The organism is Actinosynnema sp. NPDC050436 (assembly GCF_040655415.1).
In the GTDB taxonomy this organism is placed as follows: domain Bacteria; phylum Actinomycetota; class Actinomycetes; order Mycobacteriales; family Pseudonocardiaceae; genus Actinosynnema.
The window spans coordinates 593,956-614,307 of the sequence record NZ_JBFAJV010000002.1; the positions used below are offsets into that span (position 1 = coordinate 593,956).

The following is a 20,352-nucleotide window of genomic DNA, read 5'->3' on the forward strand; positions in this document are numbered from 1 at the left end:
CCCCCCGCACCCCCGACCCCACCACCTCCCCCGGCGGCCTGCCCAGCGGCGAGCGCTCTTCTCCCTCTCACCCTCCCCGCCACACACAGCCCCACCCCAACAACCGCACAGCCCACGCACAGACTCACGCGTCACGGTCGATCGCATGACTACCGAAACCGAGAACCCGACCTGGGGTGAGGAACCGACGCCGCAGGCCGCTCCCGGCCCCGGCTGGTCCGGCCGGAAGATCGTGGTCGCGGCGGCCATCGCCGTGGGCATCGCCGCGGCCGGGGGCGGCGTCATCTACGCCGCGAGCAACTCCGAGGCGGCGCAGTCGGGCATGGGCGGCCCGCGTGGCTACGGCGGCCCCGGCATGATGCTCATGGGTCCGGGCCCGTTCGGCGACACGGCCCACGGCGAGTTCCAGAATGGCGAGGTCACGGAGCTGGGCGACTCGTCCATCACGCTCAAGAGCACCGACGGCTACACCCAGACATACAAGATCGACGACAACACCACCGTCAACGGCGGCAAGGGCACGTCCGGCCTGGCCAAGGGCGACACCGTCGTGCTGGTCGCCTCGAACGGCACCGCCACCAGCATCATCAAGGGCAACATCCGCAGCCAACGCGGCAACCCGAACAACCCCAACCAGAACAACCCACACCAGAACAACAGCCCCGACCAGAACAACCCCGACCGGAACAACCCGGGCGACGATCAGGGGCAGCCGCCACCCCGCTGATCCGGGTACAACTGTCCGCTATGAAGCGATTGGCGCTCTCGGCACTCCTGGCCACGTTCGCCGTGCTCGCGGTGGCCCCCACGGCGTCCGCCCACACCGAACTGCTCGCCGGCGACCCGGCCGACGGGGCGGTCCTGCACCAGGCGCCCACGTCGCTGACGCTCACGTTCAGCGAACCGGTGCCCGCCGAGAGCGCCACCATCACCGTCGCCGCCCCCGACAACACCCAGTGGCAGACCGGCGAGATCAGCGCGTCCGGCAGCACGCTGACCGCCGTGGTCACCCCGAAGGGCACCCCGCCCGGCCTCTACACGCTGACCTGGCAGGTAGTGGCTCTGGACGGCGACTACGTCGACGGCAAAACCACCTTCACCCTCTCCCCGGCCGCCACCCCCACCCCCGCCCCCATCCCCACCTCCGCCCCCGCCCCCGCCCCCGCCCCCGCCACCTCACTCCCGGCCCCACCCACCGGCGAGGGACCCACCACGGGCCAGTCGGTCATCACCGTCTCCGCCTTCGCCTCCAGCCGACCCACGGCAACCGCCCCCACCCCCGAGCAGGACAGCGGTGTACCGATCTGGGCGTGGGTCGTCGGGGCGCTGATCCTGGCCGCCCTCGCCGTCGCGGTCGCCCTGCGCCTCAAAGACCGCAAGGAGCAGCAGGAACGCGAAGACGACGGAACCCCGGACCCGCCCTCCGCATAGAGTCGCCCCATGACGCCGAGCCCCCGAGCGCACCCGGTAGCCGCGAGGCCGTCGGTCGACGCCACCCCGGTGGTCATCCGATGATCCCCGACGTGATCGCGCCCGATCTGGACGTGCTGTTCTGCGGCATCAACCCCGGCCTGCTCTCCGAGGCGACGGGCCGGCACTTCGCCCGCCCCGGCAACCGCTTCTGGCCGGCCCTGCACCTGTCCGGGTTCACCCCGCGCCGGCTCACCCCGGCCGAGCAGGACGAGCTGCCCGGGTTCGGTCTCGGGATCACGAACCTGGTGGCCCGCCCGTCCGCGAAGGCCGAGGAGCTGTCCGCCGGGGAACTCCGCCAGGGCGCGCGGGTCCTCACCGACCTGGCGGCGGCGCAGCGCCCGAGGTTCGTCGCGGTCGTCGGCATCACCGCCTACCGCACCGCGTTCGCCAGGCGCACCGCCCGGGTGGGTCCGCAACCCGAGCCGATTGCCGGGGCCAGGCTCTGGCTGCTGCCCAACCCGAGCGGCCTCAACGCGCACTACCAGCTGTCCGACCTGGCCTCGGTCTTCCGCGAACTCCACGACGAGGTCGTCGCCACCCGCTCCTAGCCCAGCGCTCTCACTCCAGCGCTCCGGTCCCGCCGCCACCCATCCCTACAGGTTGCGCAGCCCGTTCAGCACCCGCTCCAGCAGCCCCATGTCGGGCCCGCCGGCCGCCGCAGCGTTCTCGTGCATCGCCAGGACGCCCAGCGTGATCAGGTCGCCCAGCAGCACCCGCACCACGCCCAGCGGCAGCGTCAGCAGCGCGGACACCTCCGCCACCGACCGGGGGTGCGCGCACAGCTCCACGATGGAGCGCTGCTCCGGCCCGGTGCTGCGCATGGCGATCGCTATGCCGTTCTCCTCCAGCGAGACCAGCGTCTCCAACCGCAGGTCGTAGTCGGACGTCGTCCGGCCGCCGGTCCACGCGTAGGGGCGCACCAGGGGGCCGTTCCAGTCCTTCTCGACCTCCACGTGCCGACGCCCCGGCACCCACTCCGGCTCGTCCTCGAAGTGCCCGCTGAACGGGGCCGTCTCCTCCAGCACGTGTTCGGCGACCGCCGAGTGCTCCGTCCCCGAACTGCGTTCCACATCCCACACGCGCCCAGCATCCCGCAGATCAGCCGCGTCCGACAGGTCATCCAGGGGCGTGTCCAGAGCGCGCCACGCCCCCGGCCGGCCGAACCCGGCCCCGGCGGCACCCGTCCCGGGACCCGGCGACCGTTGGCACCCGGCGGGTCCGGGCACGTCAACGGCCTGGTCCGCCGATCTCCACCCCGGCCACCCGCCGGCTCGCCGACACTTCGGCGACGCGCAGGCACCCGCGCCCCCGACACCCGCGCCCTCGTTGATCACCCGCCAGGATTACGCCGACCCCCACGCCACCTGGGAGCACGTGCGGCCGGTCCCGTGCCGTTGGGCGATGATTGCGGTATGCGCATCCGCGAAGTGGAGATCGCCGACGACATGATCCGGCTGGGCCAGTTCCTCAAGCTGGCCGGCCTGGCGGAGAACGGCGCGCACGCGCGCGAGCTGGTGGAGGAGGGCGACGTGACCGTCAACGGCCGGGTCGAGTCCCGCCGGGGCGCGCAGCTGCACCACAACGACGTCATCGCGGTCGGCGACGAGAAGGCCCGCTTGGTTGCGAACCGTTAGAGGGGTCCTGCCCGCACCGCGCCCGGCGTTCCCGCTGCCACCCGGCCTGCACCCCGCCCCCGGGGCGTGAACTCGATCACCTCGCGAACGCCCGCGTCAACCCCGACGAGAGCCGACCCGCAGGCCAAGTCCTCCGTCGGGCCCGCCACCCGCCCCGCCGATCGCCGTCACCCCGTACACCACCCCTCGGTAACCCCGAAGTGAATTGGGTCACTCCGGCCCGCAGTCCTGGCGGGGCATTCGGCCCGCCCGTCACCGGAAGTGCCCGGACCGTTGCGCCGAATAGTCGCCTCCGGTCCGTGAATGGGTGATGGCGGGGTGCCACCCGAGCCCGCCGGACTTGGCGCATTCCGACCCTTTGTGGACTCTCCGCGCACGATTTCGAGCGCAGTCGAAAAGGGGGTGTAACGCGGCGGGCTCCGGGAGCGATGGATCTCCCCGATCGTGCCTGGGCCGGTCCGCCGGTCACTGTGGACGGTCCCGACCGGCCACTTCCAGGACTTTTTCCGACCCCTGTTTGGTAACCGCACGTCACGCGGCGGTGCACCTGTGTGCACGGTCGCGTGGCAGGTTGAATCCCGGTCGAGGATGCTGTTCACCGTGTGTGTAACGCGCCGCCCTGGCCGGACGAATGACGGTTTGTGCAGGCGGGAAAAAACGCCGGCCGCACATTTGCCACCACACCACACGCGGGTCCGTCGGGGATGCCCTGCGATGTTGCACGTCCGAACCGGCCCAACCGGGGGAGCACAGCGATGAGCGAGCAGGTCCAACCCACGCGCCGCAGACCGGTCGCGGGGGTGACGACGACGAACCGCACCACCCATCCCACCGTCAGCTCGTGGGAGCCCGCCTACCGGTACGGGGTCATCGCGGCCGACATCGTGTGCACCGTGCTCGTGGTGGTGCTCGCCGGTGCCGTGCTGTCCGCCAACCACCTGACCTTCGGCCCGCTGCCGCTGCTCGCGCTGGAGGCCGTCACGGTCGCGGTCGTGGTCGGCTCGCTGTTCCTGAACCGGGTGTGGAACACCACGGTGCTCGGCCAGGGCGCGGAGGAGTTCCGCCGGCTGGGCCGGGGCCTGTTCGGCTCGGTCGTCGCGCTCGGCCTGGGCGCGCTGGCCGCCGGGATGCCCGGCGCGCGCCTGTGGGTCTTCGTGGTCGGCCCGGCCATCGCCCTGGTGGCGTTCCCCGTCCGCTACGCGCTGCGCAGGCCGCTGCACCGCGCCCGGGGCGAGGGCAAGTGCCTGCTGCCGGTCCTGGCGGCGGGCAACGTCGACACCGTCCAGGACCTCATCTCGCGCACCCGCCGCGCGCCGCACCTGGGCTGGCGGGTCGACGCGGTGTGCACTGTGGACGGCCGCGCGGAGATCGGCGTCGAGCTGGACGGCATCCCGGTGGTCGGCCGGTTCGGCGAGCTCGCCGAGCAGGTCCGCCGGGGCGGCTACCGGATCGTCGCGGTCACCCCGGACGCCTACTGGACGCCGCGCCGGCTCCAGCAGCTCGCCTGGGACCTGGAGGGCACCGGCACCGAGATGGTCGTCGCGCCCGCCCTGATGGACTTCGCCGGCCCGCGCCTGCACGTCACCGGCGTGCTCGGGATGCCGCTGCTGCGGGTCACCGAGCCGTCCTTCACCGGCTTCCGCCGGGTGATCAAGGCGATGGTGGACAAGGTCGGCTCGTTCCTGCTGCTCGGGCTGCTGTCCCCGGTGCTGCTCGCGGTCGCCGTGGCGATCATGGTCGACACCCGGGGGCCGGTGCTCTACAAGCAGCGCCGGGTGGGCAAGGGCGGCAAGCCGTTCACGATCGTCAAGTTCCGCACCATGGTCACCAACGCCGACGCGCTGCGCGCCAAGCTGGAGTCGGTGAACGAGGGCGCGGGCGTGCTGTTCAAGATGAAGCGCGACCCCCGCGTCACGGCGGTCGGCCGCGTGCTGCGCCGCTACTCGATGGACGAGCTGCCGCAGCTGTTCAACGTGCTCACCGGCTCGATGTCGCTGGTCGGCCCCCGGCCGCCGCTGCCCGAGGAGAGCGCGAGGTACGCACCCGACGTGCGCCGCCGCCTGATGGTCAAGCCCGGCCTCACCGGCCTGTGGCAGGTCTCGGGCCGCAGCGACCTGTCGTGGGAGGAATCCGTCCGGCTGGACCTGCGCTACGTCGAGGACTGGTCGCTGGCGCTGGACGCACTGATCCTGTGGAAGACCTTCCGCGCCGTCTTCGGCGGTCAGGGGGCCTACTGACATGAGGAGCGAGATGGACCAGCCGATCGGCGTCGCCGTCATCGGTGCCGGGTACTGGGGGCCCAACCTGGTGCGCAACGCCCAGGCCACCCCCGGCCTCAAGCTGCGGTACCTGTGCGACCTGGACACCGAGCGCGCCCACCGGGTGCTCGGCGACTACTCGACCGTGCGGGTGTCCGGCTCGCTGGACGACGTGCTGGCCGACCCGGCGGTGGACGCGGTGGCGATCGCCACGCCGGCCGCCACCCACCTGCCGGTGGCGATGGCCGCGCTGCGCGCCGGCAAGCACGTGCTGGTGGAGAAGCCGCTGGCGGCCGGCTACGCGGAGGGCCTGGAGCTGGTGCGGGAGGCCGAGAACCGGGGCCTGACGCTGATGCTCGACCACACCTTCGTCTACACGCCGGTCGTGCAGCACCTGCGGGAGCTGGTGCGCGGCGGGGAGATCGGCACCGTGCAGTACCTCGACTCGGTGCGGGTCAACCTCGGCCTCGTGCAGCCCGACGTGGACGTGTTCTGGGACCTCGCGCCGCACGACCTGTCGATCTTCGACGCGATCCTGCCCGACGGCGTGCACGTGGCGCGGGTCTCCGCGCACGGCTCGGACCCGATCGGCGCGGGCCGCGCGTGCGTCGGCCACCTGACGCTGGAGCTGTCCGACGGCGTGCTGGCCCACGTGCACGTGAACTGGCTGTCGCCGACCAAGATCCGCACCATGATCGTGGGCGGCTCGCGGCGCACCATCGTGTGGGACGACCTGAACGTCGTCCAGCGCGTGTCGGTGCACGACCGGGGCGCGGACGTCATCGAGGGCGACGAGGCGCGCACGCAGGCGATCGTGTCCTACCGGCGCGGGGCCACCGTCGCGCCCGCCCTGCCCGAGCGCGAGGCGCTGCGCGGGGTGATGGCGGAGTTCGCCGCCTCGATCACGGAGAAGCGCGCGCCGCTCACCGACGGGTGGTCGGGGCTGCGGGTGCTGGCCACCCTGGAGGCGGCGTCGGCCAGCCTGGCGGCCGGCGGGGAGTTTGTCACGGTCCGGGACGTGCGCCCGGCCAACCTGGAAGAGGCGGTTGCATGACTGGGGTAGCGGCCCCGAAGCAGGGCATGGACATGACGGTCACGCCGACCGGGATCGAGGGCGTGTTCGTCGTCCAACCCGAGTGGTTCGAGGACGAGCGCGGCTTCTTCTTCGAGTCCTACAGCAAGCGGCGCTGGGAGCAGCACGGCCTGCACCTGGACTTCGTGCAGGACAACCACTCCCGGTCGTCCTCGGGCGTGTTGCGCGGCTTCCACTTCCAGAACGGCCTGGCCCCGCAGCACCGGCTGGTCCGCTGCACGGTCGGCGCGATCTGGGACGTCGTGGTCGACATCCGGGTCGGCTCGCCGACGTTCGGCAAGTGGTTCGGCATCGAGCTGTCGGCGGCCAACCGCACCCAGCTGCTGATGGGCCCGGAGTTCGCGCACGGCTTCGCGGTGCTCTCCGAGGTCGCCGAGGTGCAGTACAAGACGACCGGCTTCCACAACCCGGCGGCCGAGGGCCTGCTCGCGTGGGACGACCCGGACGTGGGCGTGCCGTGGCCGGTCGAGAACCCGACGCTGTCCGCGAAGGACAGCGCCAACCCCAGCCTGGCGACCTACCTGGAGAACCCGGCGTTCCACTATGGAGAATCAGCGTGAACCTGCGTGACGCACGTGTCCTGATCACCGGCGGTGCGGGCCTGATCGGCTCGACCATCGCCGACCAGCTCCTCGACGAGGGCGTCGCCGAGATCGTCGTGCTGGACAACCTCGTGCGCGGTCGGATGGAGAACCTCGCGGCCCCGCTCGCGGCCGGCGCGGTGAAGTTCGTCGAGGGCGACCTGCGCGACGTGGACCTGGTCAAGGCCACCACCGACGGCATCGACCTGGTCTTCCACCAGGCCGCCATCCGGATCACGCAGTGCGCGGAGGAGCCCCGCCTGGCGCACGACGTGCTGGCGACCGGCACGTTCAACGTGCTGGAGGCGGCGGTCGAGGCGAAGGTGTCGAAGGTCGTCGCGGCGTCGTCCGCGTCGATCTACGGCCTGGCCGAGGTGTTCCCGACCGAGGAGAGCCACCACGCCTACGCCAACCGCACGCTCTACGGCGCGGCGAAGGTCTACAACGAGGGCCTGCTGCGCAGCTTCCACGAGATGTACGGGCTGGACTACGTGGCCCTGCGGTACTTCAACGTGTACGGCCCGCGCATGGACGTGTTCGGCGTGTACACCGAGGTGCTGGTGCGCTGGATGGAGCGCATCGAGGCCGGCACCCCGCCGCTGATCCTGGGCGACGGCAGCCAGACGATGGACTTCGTCTACATCTCCGACATCGCCCGCGCGAACGTGCTGGCGGCCAAGGGCGACGTGTCCGACGAGGTGTTCAACGTCGCCTCCGGCACCGAGACCAGCCTCGCCCAGCTCGCGGACGCGCTGCTGGAGGTCATGGGCCGCAGCGACCTCAAGCCCGAGCACGGCCCGGAGCGCAAGGTCAACGCCGTGCCGCGCAGGCTGGCGAGCACCGAGTCCGCCCGCGCCAAGCTCGGCTTCGAGTCCACGGTGTCCCTGCACGAGGGGTTGCAGAACCTCGTCGAGTGGTGGCGCGTCGAGACCGCGAAGGGGAACCCCAACCTGCAAGGAGCCAAGGCATGATCCCGATCACCCGCCTCTACGTCGGCCAGGAGGAGGCCGACGCCGCCGCCGAGGCGGTGCTGTCCGGGTGGCTGTCGGTCGGCCCGCGCGCGGCGAAGTTCGAGGAGCTGGTGGCCGAGCAGGTCGGCGCGAAGCACGCGGTGGCCGTGAACAGCGCGACCACCGGCCTGCACCTCGCGCTGGCCGCGCTGGGCATCGGCGCGGGCGACGAGGTCATCTGCCCGTCGTTCACCTTCATCGCGACGCCGAACTCCATCCGCTACACCGGTGCCACGCCGGTGTTCGCCGAGATCGACGAGCGCACCTACAACATCGACCCGGCGCACGTCGAGAAGCTCATCACGCCGCGCACCAGGGCGATCATGCCCGCGTCGCAGATCGGCCTGCCGGCGGACCTGCACGCGCTGCGCGAGATCGCGCGCGAGCACGGCCTGCACCTGGTCGAGGACGCCGCGCCCGCGTACGGCGCGACCATCGACGGCGTCCGGCTGGGCACCATCAGCGACATCACCGTGTTCTCCTTCGACGCGCGCAAGATCCTCACCACCGGTGAGGGCGGCGTGGTCACCACGGACGACTCCGAGGTGGCGGCGAAGCTGAAGGCGCTGCGCGCGCACGCGGCCTCGATCTCCACGCTCACCCGGCACACGTCGACGGCGGTCATCGCCGAGAGCTACGACGAGGTCGGCTTCAACTACAAGATGACCGACATCCAGGCAGCGGTCGGCGTGGTGCAGCTGGGCAAGCTGGACCACGTCGTCAAGACCCGCCGCTCCCTGGCCGCCCGCTACGACGAGCTGCTGGCGGGCAACGGGTCCCTGGTCCTGCCGCACGAGCCGGCGGGCTTCGGGCACGTCTACCAGTCGTACCTGGTGCGGTTGACCGACCACGCCCGGATCGACGTGATGAACGCGATGGCGCAGCGCGGGGTCGCCACCCGGCGCATCACCGCGTGCCACCTGGAGCCGGTGTACCACGCGGGCGACGCCACGCCGTCGCTGCCGGTGACGGAGGCGGTCGCGGCGGACCACATCCTCCTGCCGCACTTCGTGGGGCTGACCGACGAGGAGCAGGACGAGGTCGTCGCAGCGCTGAACGCCGCCACCGCCTAGCAGGGAGCGGTCGGCGTCGGCAGACCCGGTGGCCGGGGGCAGGGCCCGGCCACCGGGCCTCGTCATGCCCGGCGTGATTACACAGAGTAACTTCGGCCCCGGGGTTCGGCATTGTCATCCAAATGAGATCTCCACCGGGCTAACGGCTTAACAGGTTCAGGCGACGTTCGGAGCAACAAGGTTGCACTACGGGGAGTAGTGACGGCCGCGCTACGGAGTGCGTTCGAGGAGTTGAGTGGTCGATGGCGTCGCCGGCAAGACGTCTTGTAAGGGCCCTGTGTGCTGCACTGATGGTGACCGGTTGCGTCACTCCTCTTGTCCTCCTCACCGCGCCGGTGGCGAACGCCGCCCCGTGTGACGCGCCCGTGGTGAACAAGGTGCTCTGCGAGAACACCAAACCGGGCACCCCGGACTGGCAGGTGTCGTCGCGCGACGACTCCATCCTGGGTTACACCACCGACATCAGCTCCACCCCCGGCGGCCAGGTCGCGTTCAAGATGCTGACCAACGCCTCCTCCTACACGATCGACATCTTCCGGCTCGGCTGGTACAATGGCGTCGGCGCGCGCCAGGTCGACTCGATCTCGCGCAACACCCCGCAGAACCAGCCGCCGTGCCTCCGCGACACCCCCAGCGCCCTCATCGACTGCGGCAACTGGGCGGTGTCGCTGACCTGGAACGTGCCGGCCAACGCGGTGTCGGGCATCTACTACGCCCGCGTGACGCGCGGCGACAACGGCCTGCGCAACGAGATCGCGTTCGTCATCCGCGACGACTCCAGCACCTCCAAGGTCTTCTTCCAGACCTCGGACTCGACCTGGGTGGCCTACAACCGCTACGGCGGCAACTCGCTGTACTTCGGTGACGGCCCCGGTCAGGGCGGCCAGGCGTACAAGGTGAGCTACAACCGCCCGTACACCGGTGGCGACGGCGACGAGAACTTCATCTTCAACGCCGAGTACCCGATGCTCCGCTTCATGGAGCGCAACGGCTACGACGTCAGCTACACCACGGACGTCGACAGCGCGCGTCGCGGCCACCTGATCAAGAACCACAAGGTGTTCATGGCGGTCGGCCACGACGAGTACTGGTCGAACGAGCAGCGCGCCAACGTCGAGGCGGCCCGTGAGGCGGGCGTGCACCTGGCGTTCCTGACCGGCAACGAGATCTTCTGGAAGACCCGCTGGGAGAAGAGCATCGACTCGTCCCAGACGGACTGGCGCACGGTCGCCTGCTACAAGGAGACCAAGGGCACCCAGAACGACGGCCTGAGCGACTGGACCGGCACCTGGCGCGACCCGCGCTACAGCCCGCCGCAGGACGGCGGTCGGCCGGAGAACTCCCTGCTGGGCAACATCTTCACCGTCAACGGCCGGCGCGACGACTCGCTCCAGGTCCCGGCCGCCTACGGCAAGATGCGGCTGTGGCGCAACACGTCGCTGCAGAACATGGCCGCCGGCACCACGTACACGTTCCAGCCCGGCACGCTCGGCTACGAGTGGAACACCGTCGAGGACAACGGCTACCAGCCGGCCGGTGTCGGCCAGTTCTCCCGCACGACGGTCGCCATGCTGGACGGCCCCTACGTGTTGCAGAACCACGGCGACTACTACACGCCGGACACCAAGACCCACGCGATCACCTACTACAAGCACCCGTCCGGTTCGCTGGTGTTCGGCGCGGGCACGGTGCAGTGGGCGTGGGGCCTGGACGACGAGCACGCGTTCCTGACCAACACGCCGACCTCCGACATCCGGATGCAGCAGGCGACGGTGAACTTCCTGGCCGACATGGGCGTCCAGGCGACCACGCTGATGCCCGGCCTGGTGCAGTCCGCCGGCATCACCGACACCACCGCCCCGAGCGTGAGCTACAACAACGTCCCGGCGGTCTCGACCGTCGGCCAGCCGTACAGCTTCAACGGCACGGTCGTGGACTGGAACGGCCAGGTGACCGGCATCGAGGTGTCCACCGACGGCGGCGTCCGCTGGCACCCGGCGGTGTGGCAGGCGGGCCAGACCTCTTGGTCCTACACCTACACGCCCTCGGTGTCCGGCCCGGCGCAGTTGCGGGTGCGCGCGGTGGACGACTCGCTGAACCTCTCCACGCCCGTGACGGCCTCGCCCGGCGTGGCGGCGCGGACGTGCCCGTGCGGCATCTTCGCGGCCACCGAGACGCCGAAGACGCCCGACATCCTCGACGGCTCCGCGCTGGAGCTGGGCGTGAAGTGGCGTTCCAACACCAACGGCTACGTGCGTGGCGTCCGCTTCTACAAGGGCCCCAACAACACCGGCACGCACACCGGCACCCTGTGGACGGCCGGCGGCCAGCAGCTCGCCACCGGCACGTTCGTCAACGAGACCGCGTCGGGCTGGCAGACCCTGCTGTTCCCGGTGCCGGTCGCGGTCACCGGCAACACCACCTACGTGGTGTCGTACGTGTCGCCGACCGGGCACTTCTCGGCCGACACCGAGTACTTCAGCCGCCGTTCCAAGTACCTGGAGCCGCTGACCGGCCTCCAGAGCGGCGTGGACGGCAAGAACGGCGTCTTCCGCTCCGGCGCGGGCTTCCCCGACCGCGAGTCGCAGGACGACAGCAACTACTGGGTCGACGTGGTGTGGGCACCGGACCCCGGCCCCGACACCCGCGCGCCGGAACTGGTGAGCACCAGCCCGTTGGCGAGCGCCGCCAGCGTCGGGCTCACCCCGACGCTGAGCGCGACCTACGACGAGGCGGTCAACCCGAGCAGCCTCCAGTTCACGCTGACCGGTCCGGGCGGCGTCGCCGTCGCCGGCACCACGTCGGTGACCGGCAACGGCAAGACCGCCCAGTTCACGCCGAACGCGGCGCTCACCGCCGGCACCGCCTACACGGCGGCCGTCCGGGTCAAGGACGCGGCGGGCAACCAGACCGCGCAGTACACGTTCGGCTTCACCACCGGTGCCAACCGCCCGGCGACGTGCCCGTGCACGATCTGGGACGACTTCGCCACGCCGGCCACGCCGAGCGCCGACGACGCCACTGCCGTCGAGCTGGGCACGAAGGTCCGCTTCAACGGCAAGGGCGAGGTGCTGGGCGTCCGGTTCTACAAGGGCGCGGGCAACACCGGAACCCACAAGGGCTCGCTGTGGTCGGCGAGCGGGCTGCTGCTGGCGACCGGCACGTTCTCCAACGAGACCGCTTCGGGCTGGCAGACGCTGACGTTCGCCTCGCCGGTCGTGGTCCAGGCGAACACGACCTACGTGGTCTCCTACTACGCGCCCAACGGGCACTACGCCGTGACGCCGGGCTACTTCAACGGGCAGAGCGCCGGCTACGGCTCGATGCGCGCGCTGGCCAACGGCACGGACGGCGTCAACGGCCTGTACCGCTACGGCGCGGGCGGCGGCTTCCCGACGTCCTCGTACAACGCGGCGAACTACTGGGTCGACGTGATCTACAAGAACGGGCTCAACGGCGACACCACGCCGCCGACCCTCACCACCCGCACGCCGGGGACGGACGCCACGAACGTCGGGCTGAACTCCTCGCTGTCGCTGGTGTTCTCCGAGGCGATGGACCCGGCGTCGACGCAGATCTGGCTGACCGACCCGGGCGGCGCGAAGCTCACCGGCACGGTCGCGCTCTCCGGTGACCAGAAGACGGTGACCTGGACGCCGGCCGGCCCGCTCAAGCCGAACACGCGGTACGCGGCGAACGTGCTGATGGCCGACGTGAACGGCAACGCGATGGTGTCCGCCGCGACCTGGTCGTTCACCACGTCCACGACGGCGACCTGCCCGTGCTCGCTGTTCAGCTCGGCCACCGTGCCGACGACCACGTCGGCCGACGACGGCGGCTCCTACGAGCTGGGCGTGCGGTTCAGCCCGACGCAGAGCGGCCAGATCAGCGGCGTGAAGTTCTACAAGGGCGAGGGCAACACCGGCACCCACACCGGGTCGCTGTGGTCCTCGGCGGGCGTGCGCCTGGCGACGGGCACGTTCACCGGCGAGACGGCGAGCGGGTGGCAGACGCTGACCTTCGCCCAGCCGGTCACGGTCGCGCCGGGCCTGGTCTACACGGCGTCGTACTTCGCGCCCAACGGCCACTACGCGATCGACCAGGGCTACTTCCAGGCGACGGGGATCAACGCGCCGCCGTTGACCGCGCCGCAGACCGGCGAGGGCAACCCGAACGGCGTCTTCCAGACCGGCGGCGGGTTCCCGACCACGTCCCACCAGGGCAACAACTACTGGGTGGACGTCGTCTACACGCCCAACGCCGACACCACGGCACCGGTCAGCTCCGGCCACACCCCGCTGACCGGCGCGGTCGACGTGCCGCTCACCACCCAGGTGACGGCGAGCTTCGACGAGCCGGTCGACCTGACCAACACGCAGTTCTCGGTCAGCGACCCCGGCGGCGCGAAGCTCGACGGCACGCTGACCCGCTCGGCCGACCAGCAGACGGTGCTGTGGACGCCCGCCAAGCCGTTGGCGGCGACCACGAAGTACACCGCGAGCGTGCGGGCGGCCGACACCGGCGGCAACATCATGGCCACGGCGCTGACGTGGTCGTTCACCGCCGCCACCGGCCAGACGTGCCCGTGCTCGCTGTTCAGCGCGGCGACCCTGCCGACCGTGCCGTCCGCCGACGACAACGGCCAGTACGAGCTGGGCGTGCGGTTCACCCCGTCCGCCAACGGGTTCGTCACCGGCGTGAAGTTCTACAAGGGCACCGGCAACACCGGCACCCACACCGGCACGGTGTGGTCGGCCGACGGGGTTCCGCTCAAGACCGGCACGTTCGCCAACGAGACGGCGACGGGCTGGCAGACGCTGACCTTCGGCACGCCGCTGGCGGTGACGGCGGGCACGACCTACGTGGCCTCCTACACCGCGCCCAACGGCCACTACGCGGTGAACCACGGCTACTTCGCGGGCTACACCGCGACCTCGCCGCCGCTCACCTCGCCGGCCACCGCCGAGGGCGCCCCGAACGGCCTCTACCAGGTCGGCTCCGGGTTCCCGACGAACAGCTACCAAGGAAACCACTACTGGGTCGACGTGGTCTTCACGACCAGCTGAGACCGGCCGGCCGGGTCCACGCGGACCCGGCCGGCCCACGTTCCGGAGGGGATCGGCATGACACCACGGCCACTGCTGCTGGTCGGCGGGGGAGGGCTCGCGCGCGAGGTGCTCGCGGCGGTCCGCCTCCTGCCGGAGGAGTGGCACCCCCTGGGCGCGCTGGACGACGACCCGTCCCGGCACGGCGCGGACCTCGACGGCCTGCCCGTGCTGGGCGGGTCGGAGCTGGTGCACGACCGGACCGACGCGGCGGTGCTGGTGTGCATCGCCAGCGCGCGCCGGCCGTTGGGCCGGATGACCGTGGTGCGGAGGCTGGGCTTGCCGGAGGATCGGTGGGCCACGCTGGTGCACCCGGCGGCCTCCGTGCCGCCGGGGGCCGTCGTGGGGCCGGGAACGGTCCTGCTGGCCGGGGTGGTCGTGACGACGCCGCTGCGCTTGGGGGCGCACGTCGTCGCCATGCCCCACGTCCTGGTGACCCACGACGACGAGGTCGGCGACGGTGTGACGCTGGCCGGCCGCGCGTCGCTGGGCGGAGCGGTCCGGGTCGGGGAGAGCGCCTACCTGGGCCAGGGCTCGTCGGTCCGGGAAGGCGTGTCGATCGGGGCGGGCGCGGTGGTGGGCATGGGCTCGGTGGTGCTCGCGGACGTGCCCGAGGGTGAGGTCTGGGCGGGCGTGCCGGCCGGACGACTGCGAGAGGGGAACGGTTCGTGATCGACATCCCGCTGGTGGACCTGCGTGCGCAGCACGAGCAGGTGGCCGACGAGGTAGCCGAGGGCTGGGCCGAGGTGCTCAAGACCACGGCGTTCATCGGCGGCAGGCAGGTCGCCGAGTTCGAGGCGGAGTTCGCCGCCTACCAGGAGGTCCCGCACTGCGTCGGGGTCGGCAACGGCACCGATGCCATCGAACTGGCGCTGCGCGCGCTGGAGGTCGGGCCCGGCGACGAGTGCGTCCTGCCCGCCAACACCTTCATCGCCACCGCCGAGGCCGTGGCCCGGACCGGGGCGACGCCCGTCCTGGTGGACTGCGTCGCCGACACCGGGCTCATCGACACCTCGCTGGTCGCCGACGCGCTGACCGCGCGCACCAAGGCGATCGTGCCGGTGCACCTGTACGGCCAGGCCGCCGAGGTGGAGCGGCTGCGGTCGTTCGGCGTGCCGGTCGTGGAGGACGCGGCGCAGGCGCAGGGTGCGCGTCGCCACGGCGTGGCCGTCGGCGGCCTGGGCGACATCGCGGCCACCAGCTTCTACCCGGGCAAGAACCTCGGCGCCTACGGTGACGGCGGTGCCGTGCTGACCGCGTCCGACCGGCTGGCCACGGCGGTGCGCCTGCTGCGCGAGCACGGCTCGCCGCGCAAGTACGAGCACACCGTGCTGGGCTTCAACAGCCGGCTGGACACGCTCCAGGCCGTGGTGCTCTCGGCGAAGCTGCGCCGGCTGGAGGGCTGGAACGCGGCCCGGCGCACGGCGGCCGAGCGGTACTCGGCGCTGCTGGCGTCCGTGGCGGGGGTGACCCCGCCGGTGGTGCTGGAGGGCAACCTGCCGGTGTGGCACCTGTACGTGGTGCGGGTCGCGGAGCGCGACCGGGTGCTCTCGGCGCTGCACGCGGCCGGGATCGGCGCGGGCATCCACTACCCGACGCCCGTGCACCTGACCGGCGCGTTCGACTCGCTCGGGCACGCGCGCGGCGACTTCCCGGTGAGCGAGCGGGTGGCCGGCGAGATCCTGTCCCTGCCGCTGTTCCCGGAGATCACCGCCGGCCAGCAGGAGCGGGTCGTTACCGCGTTGGCGGAGGCGGTGCGATGACCGTCTTCGTGCACCCGAAGGGCCTGTGCGAGAGCGACGAGGTCGGCGAGGGCACCCGGGTGTGGGCGTTCGCGCACGTGCTGCCCGGCGCGCGGGTCGGCCGCGACTGCAACATCTGCGACAACGCGTTCGTGGAGGGCCGGGCGGTGCTCGGCGACCGGGTGACCGTGAAGAACGGCACCCTGGTGTTCGACGGGGTGGTGTGCGAGGACGAGGTGTTCCTCGGGCCGAACGTGCTGTTCACCAACGACCTGCGCCCGCGCGCGGCGATCCGCCGGACCGGCGACGACCTGCTGGCCACCGTGGTGCGGCGCGGGGCGTCGCTGGGCGCGGGGACCGTGGTGGTGTGCGGCGTGGAGATCGGCGAGCACGCGTTCGCGGCGGCCGGGTCGGTGGTGACCAAGGACGTGCCGGCGCACGCGTTCGTGGCGGGCAACCCGGCGCGGCACAAGGGCTGGGTGTGCTCGTGCGGTCAGCGGCTGGACGCGGGGCTGGTGTGCCCGGACTGCGGTGGCCGGTTCGCCGAGGGCGACAAGGGGCTGGTGGCGCTGTAGGCGGGTGCCGTTCGGCGCTCGTGGAGGTTCGAGGCGGGCTCCGGGTGTCTCCGGAGCCCGTTCTTCACGGCACCGTCGCGCGGGATCGCGGGGGTTTGGCGAAGGGGCGGCGGCTCATGATGATGGACTTGAGCGTCCGCTTGCGCTCCTCGGCGTCGGCCTCCTGCTTGGCGATGCGCAGCATCGCGCCGGACAGGCCGATCATGGTGAACGCCATCCCGGTCGCCACGCCGAAGCCCAGCAGGTCGAACGTGATCGCCGCGATGCCGCCCGCGAGCACGGCGGACAGCACGGCCGCCGCGACACCGCGCAGGTGGTCGTCCTGGCTGATCACCCGGACCTTGAGCACCGCGAACCCGGCCGCCAGGAACAGCCCGATCAGGGCGAACATGCCCAGGTAGCCGTTCTCGATCAGGGTCAGCAGGAACTGGTTGTCCAGGATCGTGTACTTGGTCGGCAGGAAGGTGCCGAAACCCCGGCCCAGCAACGGGTTCAGGTCGATCTGCTCGGCGGCGGCGGCGTAGTCGGCGGTGCGCGCCTTGACGCTCGGGTCGTCCTCGATGTTGGAGAACATGCCGCGCAGCGTGCCGAACAGGCCGGGCACCACCAGGCTCGCGCCCAGGAAGAACCCGCCGCCGACCACCATCGCGGTGACCTTCCGCTTGCGCGGCAGGGTGAAGATCATGACGATGCCGGCGACGGTCATGCCCAGGATCGCGGTCCGCGACAGCGCCGTCATCCCGCCCAGGCCGCACAGCGCCAGGCAGATCAGCCACCGCTTGTACGGGGCGCCGTCGTCCCGGGCCTTGAACACGTAGTGGGTGGCCATCGGCACGGCCATCGCGCAGATCAGGCCGTACTCGATGGGGTGGTTCGTGGTGCCGGTGGGGCGGCGGAAGATCGACCGCGACTCCATCACCGCGTAGCCGTTCTCCTGCGCCCGCAGGCCGGGGATGCTGACGTACCCGGCCAGGTCGACGCCGAGGCCGAACTGCACCAGCCCGACGAACGCGATCACCGCCGCGCAGCCGACGATCAGCTTGAGCACCTTGTCCAGGCGCTCCTTGGTGCGCACGGCGTCGCAGATGAAGACCGCCATGCTGAGCGTCGCCAGGATGCGGATGATGCTGGAGTCCGCGACGGTCAGCTCGTCGGTGGGCAGCCACCGCCTGGTGGCCACGCCGTAGGTCGCCAGGTGCGAGGCGAGGTAGAGGCCGAGCGCGGTGCGCACGACGTTGCGGCCCTTGCCCATGCCGAGCGTGTCGACCATCTGGGCGGCCAGCCAGACGACGCCCAGCAGCAGCGCGAACACCAGCGCCGGCGGGAGCGTCATCGGCACGAAGGACAGCACCAGCCGGGCCGGGATGATCAGCAGGGCGAACAGGTACACGCAGACGAGGGTCGCGCCGTCCGCCCGTTGCCTGACCCGCCGGAGCACCTCGGTCAAGGTCTGTCTTCGTTGCTCGGCCATGTCGGGGACGGCGGCGGCACGGCGATCTTCACGGTCTTCTCGCTGGCGGTCGGCTGCGGCTTGGCGGCCGGTTGCGGCTTGGCGGCCGGTTGGGGGTGCGGCGGGGTGGCGGGGTTCGCCTGCTGGGAGGCGGTCAGGCCGCCGGGCTTCGACTGGTGGGCCGGTTGGCCGATCTTCGCCGCCGGGATGCCGCTCGCCGGGAAGCCGCCGGGCGGGGTGCCCGGGGCCTTGACCTTGATGGTCTGCTCGCTGGCCGTGGGGTGCGGGCGGCGCGCGGGAGGCGCGGGCGGGCGGCGGGGGGTGCCGTTGACCTGGGCTGCCTGCTGCGGTTCCTGGGCCTGGTCGCGGGCCTGGTCGCGGGGCGCTTGGTGGTCGTGGGCGTCGTCGCGTTCCTGGTCGCGTTCCCGGTCGCGGTCGGCGTCCTGGTCGGCGGCGGCCTTCGCTTTGCGGCGCTTGATGTTGTTCATGATGCTGTCGGCGCCGAAGGTCGCGGCGGTGGTCAGCAGCATCAGCAGCACGAAGGCGGCGCCGGCGTAGCGGACCTTGCCGCCGATCTGCGCCTCGGCCTCGGTCGGGTTGACGATCACCTGCGAGGTGATGAACGTCGGCTCCGGGGCCTTGAGCTTGCGCTGCTGGTCCTCCAGCTCCTTGGAGGCGAACTCCATGACGGTGGTGACCATCTTCTCCGCCTGCTCGGGTGACTCGCTGTCACCCGTGACGAACAGGAAGGGACCGTTCTGGCCGCCGCCGGTCGCGGTGTAGTTCAGCGTGGAGCCCTTGGTGATGCCGAGCTGCTCGCGGGTCTTCGGGTCGGCGAGGATCTGCGCCAGGATCTGCGAGGTGGTCGCCAGGCTGCCGTCGAACGCGAGCAGGGGGTTGATCTTCACGGCCTCTTCGGGCGTGACCTTCTGCGAGAAGGTGCCGCCGGCCGCCGGCGTGGTCAGCACCATCACGCCCGAGGACTGGTAGCGGGTCGGGATCGACAGGAACATGCCGGCGGCCACCGCGACGGCGACCACGGCTGACGGCACGGCGATGTACCACCGCCTCCGCAGCGTGCGCACGGCGCCCCAGAAATCCATCCGTTCCCCGATCCGTGTTGACCCTCGGCGGTCCATCGCAAGGTGTTGTTACTCTGAAATCGGCCGACTCGCGCCTTGTTGTTACAGGTGGTGATGGACTTGGGCTCGCGGCGTGTCGCGCTCGCCGTCGGTGCCATCGTACTGGTCGTCGCGGCCGGTGTGGTGTATGTGGTGGCGGTCGTCCGGCAGCAACCGGTGACCCCGGTGGCGGCGGTGGACGCCGACCTGATGTTCGTCGAGCTGGCGGACGGCCGGAGTCGGGTGGAGGAGGTCGCGCTGGCGTCCCCGGACGCCCGCAGCGGCACGCCGCTGGCCTGCCAGCGGGTGTACCGCGCGGCGGGCACGACGGTGTGCCTGAAGCTGGCCGGACCTGGGCCGACGTACGCGGCGGAGGTGACCCGGGACGGCACTTCGCGCTCGGTCGCGCTGCCCGGCGTGCCCAGCCGCGCGAAGGTGTCGACGTCCGGCCAGGTGGTGTCGTGGACGTCGTTCGTGACGGGCGACTCGTACGCGGTGCCCGGCGGGTTCTCGACCCGGACCGGCTACCTGGACGTGAGGACGGGCACGGCCGTGGAGTCGCTGGAGGGCTTCACGGCGGAGGTCGAGGGCAGCGTCCACACGGCACAGGACGTGAACTACTGGGGACTCACCGTGGCCTCGGACGACCGGACGTTCTACGCGACCCTGGCGTCCGGTGGGTTCACCTGGCTGGTGAAGGGCGACCTGGTCGACCGTCGCGTGACGTCGCTGCGGCGTGACGCGGAGTGCCCGTCGCTGTCACCGGACGGCACGAAGATCGCGTACAAGAAGAGGATCGGCCGGCTGGGCCCGTGGGACCTCGCGGTGCTGGACCTGAAGACGGGGGAGGAGCGCCGGCTCCCGGGCACGGCGGGGATCGACGACCAGGCCACCTGGTTGGACGATTCGCGGCTGGCGTTCTCGGCGGTGCCGAAGGACTCCAAGCTGGCGTCGATCCACGTGGTGCCGGTCGACGGGTCCGCTGAGGCCACGTTGCTGATCCGGGATGCGACGTCGCCCTCGCCGGTGTGAGGTTGCGAGCCGCTGAGGATGACACGACCCGGGCGTTGCGCGTTGGTGGTGCTCTGGGTTGCGTCGTCGGTGGTTCTGGGCAGTTGCGCCCCGGCTGCGGTGGAGGTCCGCCGGGGTGAGGTGGTCGGTGGGCCTACTGCCTCGTACTACCGGAAGTGGGTGAACGGGCCGAATCCTGCCGGGGATGACCGGGTTTTCCCGGTCA

General features: G+C 71.3%; 17 protein-coding genes. 14 read left to right on the top strand and 3 right to left on the bottom strand.

Annotated elements, in window-relative coordinates:
• Window positions 1–145: 145 nt before the first annotated feature.
• From AB0I60_RS06870 to mug, 3 genes are all read left to right on the top strand, one after another.
• Window positions 146–727 (top strand): hypothetical protein, encoded by a 582-nt coding sequence (locus tag AB0I60_RS06870; protein ID WP_360726350.1) that lies wholly within the window; start codon window positions 146–148, stop codon window positions 725–727.
• A 20-nt stretch (window positions 728–747) separates the two neighbouring features.
• Window positions 748–1,431 (top strand): copper resistance CopC family protein, encoded by a 684-nt coding sequence (locus tag AB0I60_RS06875; RefSeq protein WP_360726351.1) that lies wholly within the window; start codon window positions 748–750, stop codon window positions 1,429–1,431.
• A gap of 80 nt (window positions 1,432–1,511) precedes the next feature.
• On the top strand, window positions 1,512–2,021 hold the full coding sequence (mug, locus tag AB0I60_RS06880) for a G/U mismatch-specific DNA glycosylase (RefSeq protein WP_360726352.1): 510 nt from the start codon (window positions 1,512–1,514) through the stop codon (window positions 2,019–2,021).
• Between the two features lie 45 nt (window positions 2,022–2,066).
• Here mug and AB0I60_RS06885 read toward each other — a convergent pair whose 3' ends face one another.
• On the bottom strand, window positions 2,067–2,552 hold the full coding sequence (locus tag AB0I60_RS06885; protein WP_360726354.1) for a DUF742 domain-containing protein: 486 nt from the start codon (window positions 2,550–2,552) through the stop codon (window positions 2,067–2,069).
• A gap of 333 nt (window positions 2,553–2,885) precedes the next feature.
• On the opposite strand from AB0I60_RS06885, the gene AB0I60_RS06890 reads away from it, so the two are divergent.
• The 10 genes from AB0I60_RS06890 to AB0I60_RS06935 all read left to right on the top strand — a co-directional run bounded on the left by AB0I60_RS06890 (window position 2,886) and on the right by AB0I60_RS06935 (window position 16,544).
• Entirely contained in the window at window positions 2,886–3,107 is a 222-nt protein-coding gene (locus tag AB0I60_RS06890) for an RNA-binding S4 domain-containing protein (RefSeq protein WP_360726355.1), read from the top strand.
• A 755-nt stretch (window positions 3,108–3,862) separates the two neighbouring features.
• A complete protein-coding gene (locus AB0I60_RS06895; RefSeq protein ID WP_360726356.1) occupies window positions 3,863–5,344 on the top strand; it encodes a sugar transferase in 1,482 nt (493 codons plus the stop codon).
• Window positions 5,345–5,357: 13 nt separating this feature from the next.
• Window positions 5,358–6,419: a Gfo/Idh/MocA family oxidoreductase gene (locus AB0I60_RS06900; protein WP_360726358.1), complete on the top strand. Its 1,062-nt coding sequence runs from the start codon at window positions 5,358–5,360 to the stop codon at window positions 6,417–6,419.
• Window positions 6,416–7,018, top strand: coding sequence for a dTDP-4-dehydrorhamnose 3,5-epimerase (gene rfbC / locus AB0I60_RS06905; RefSeq protein ID WP_360726360.1), 603 nt, complete (start codon window positions 6,416–6,418; stop codon window positions 7,016–7,018). The genes AB0I60_RS06900 and rfbC overlap by 4 nt, the downstream gene beginning before the upstream one ends.
• The gene (locus AB0I60_RS06910; RefSeq protein ID WP_360726361.1) at window positions 7,015–8,010 is read left to right on the top strand and encodes an NAD-dependent epimerase/dehydratase family protein; all 996 of its coding nucleotides are present in this window, start codon (window positions 7,015–7,017) and stop codon (window positions 8,008–8,010) included. Before rfbC ends, AB0I60_RS06910 begins: the two co-directional genes overlap by 4 nt.
• On the top strand, window positions 8,007–9,122 hold the full coding sequence (locus tag AB0I60_RS06915) for a DegT/DnrJ/EryC1/StrS family aminotransferase (protein ID WP_360726362.1): 1,116 nt from the start codon (window positions 8,007–8,009) through the stop codon (window positions 9,120–9,122). Before AB0I60_RS06910 ends, AB0I60_RS06915 begins: the two co-directional genes overlap by 4 nt.
• 290 nt (window positions 9,123–9,412) lie before the next feature.
• The gene (locus AB0I60_RS06920; protein WP_360726364.1) at window positions 9,413–14,188 is read left to right on the top strand and encodes a DUF4082 domain-containing protein; all 4,776 of its coding nucleotides are present in this window, start codon (window positions 9,413–9,415) and stop codon (window positions 14,186–14,188) included.
• A 57-nt stretch (window positions 14,189–14,245) separates the two neighbouring features.
• Window positions 14,246–14,899: a NeuD/PglB/VioB family sugar acetyltransferase gene (locus AB0I60_RS06925; RefSeq protein ID WP_360726366.1), complete on the top strand. Its 654-nt coding sequence runs from the start codon at window positions 14,246–14,248 to the stop codon at window positions 14,897–14,899.
• Entirely contained in the window at window positions 14,896–15,990 is a 1,095-nt protein-coding gene (locus AB0I60_RS06930) for a DegT/DnrJ/EryC1/StrS family aminotransferase (protein ID WP_360726368.1), read from the top strand. The genes AB0I60_RS06925 and AB0I60_RS06930 overlap by 4 nt, the downstream gene beginning before the upstream one ends.
• Window positions 15,987–16,544, top strand: coding sequence for an acyltransferase (locus AB0I60_RS06935; protein ID WP_360726369.1), 558 nt, complete (start codon window positions 15,987–15,989; stop codon window positions 16,542–16,544). Before AB0I60_RS06930 ends, AB0I60_RS06935 begins: the two co-directional genes overlap by 4 nt.
• 64 nt (window positions 16,545–16,608) lie before the next feature.
• Here AB0I60_RS06935 and AB0I60_RS06940 read toward each other — a convergent pair whose 3' ends face one another.
• Window positions 16,609–17,982, bottom strand: a complete 1,374-nt coding sequence (locus tag AB0I60_RS06940) for an O-antigen ligase family protein (protein ID WP_360726837.1) — start codon at window positions 17,980–17,982, stop codon at window positions 16,609–16,611.
• A 5-nt stretch (window positions 17,983–17,987) separates the two neighbouring features.
• Entirely contained in the window at window positions 17,988–19,097 is a 1,110-nt protein-coding gene (locus AB0I60_RS06945) for a hypothetical protein (protein WP_360726371.1), read from the bottom strand.
• A gap of 93 nt (window positions 19,098–19,190) precedes the next feature.
• Between AB0I60_RS06945 and AB0I60_RS06950 the strand changes: the two genes are divergently transcribed.
• Complete coding sequence (locus AB0I60_RS06950; RefSeq protein ID WP_360726373.1) at window positions 19,191–20,147, top strand: hypothetical protein; 957 nt, start codon at window positions 19,191–19,193, stop codon at window positions 20,145–20,147.
• Window positions 20,148–20,352 lie beyond the last annotated feature (205 nt).

Bases quoted from the DNA above. Each gene is read 5' to 3' on its own strand.
- AB0I60_RS06920 (WP_360726364.1), top strand. From the start codon at position 9,413: ATGGTGACCGGTTGCGTCACTCCTCTTGTCCTCCTCACCGCGCCGGTG.
- AB0I60_RS06875 (WP_360726351.1), top strand. From the start codon at position 748: ATGAAGCGATTGGCGCTCTCGGCACTCCTGGCCACGTTCGCCGTGCTC.
- AB0I60_RS06935 (WP_360726369.1), top strand. From the start codon at position 15,987: ATGACCGTCTTCGTGCACCCGAAGGGCCTGTGCGAGAGCGACGAGGTC.
- AB0I60_RS06890 (WP_360726355.1), top strand. From the start codon at position 2,886: ATGCGCATCCGCGAAGTGGAGATCGCCGACGACATGATCCGGCTGGGC.
- rfbC (WP_360726360.1), top strand. From the start codon at position 6,416: ATGACTGGGGTAGCGGCCCCGAAGCAGGGCATGGACATGACGGTCACG.
- AB0I60_RS06950 (WP_360726373.1), top strand. From the start codon at position 19,191: ATGGACTTGGGCTCGCGGCGTGTCGCGCTCGCCGTCGGTGCCATCGTA.
- AB0I60_RS06900 (WP_360726358.1), top strand. From the start codon at position 5,358: ATGGACCAGCCGATCGGCGTCGCCGTCATCGGTGCCGGGTACTGGGGG.
- mug (WP_360726352.1), top strand. From the start codon at position 1,512: ATGATCCCCGACGTGATCGCGCCCGATCTGGACGTGCTGTTCTGCGGC.
- AB0I60_RS06915 (WP_360726362.1), top strand. From the start codon at position 8,007: ATGATCCCGATCACCCGCCTCTACGTCGGCCAGGAGGAGGCCGACGCC.
- AB0I60_RS06925 (WP_360726366.1), top strand. From the start codon at position 14,246: ATGACACCACGGCCACTGCTGCTGGTCGGCGGGGGAGGGCTCGCGCGC.
- AB0I60_RS06945 (WP_360726371.1), bottom strand. From the start codon at position 19,097: ATGGATTTCTGGGGCGCCGTGCGCACGCTGCGGAGGCGGTGGTACATC.
- AB0I60_RS06870 (WP_360726350.1), top strand. From the start codon at position 146: ATGACTACCGAAACCGAGAACCCGACCTGGGGTGAGGAACCGACGCCG.
- AB0I60_RS06895 (WP_360726356.1), top strand. From the start codon at position 3,863: ATGAGCGAGCAGGTCCAACCCACGCGCCGCAGACCGGTCGCGGGGGTG.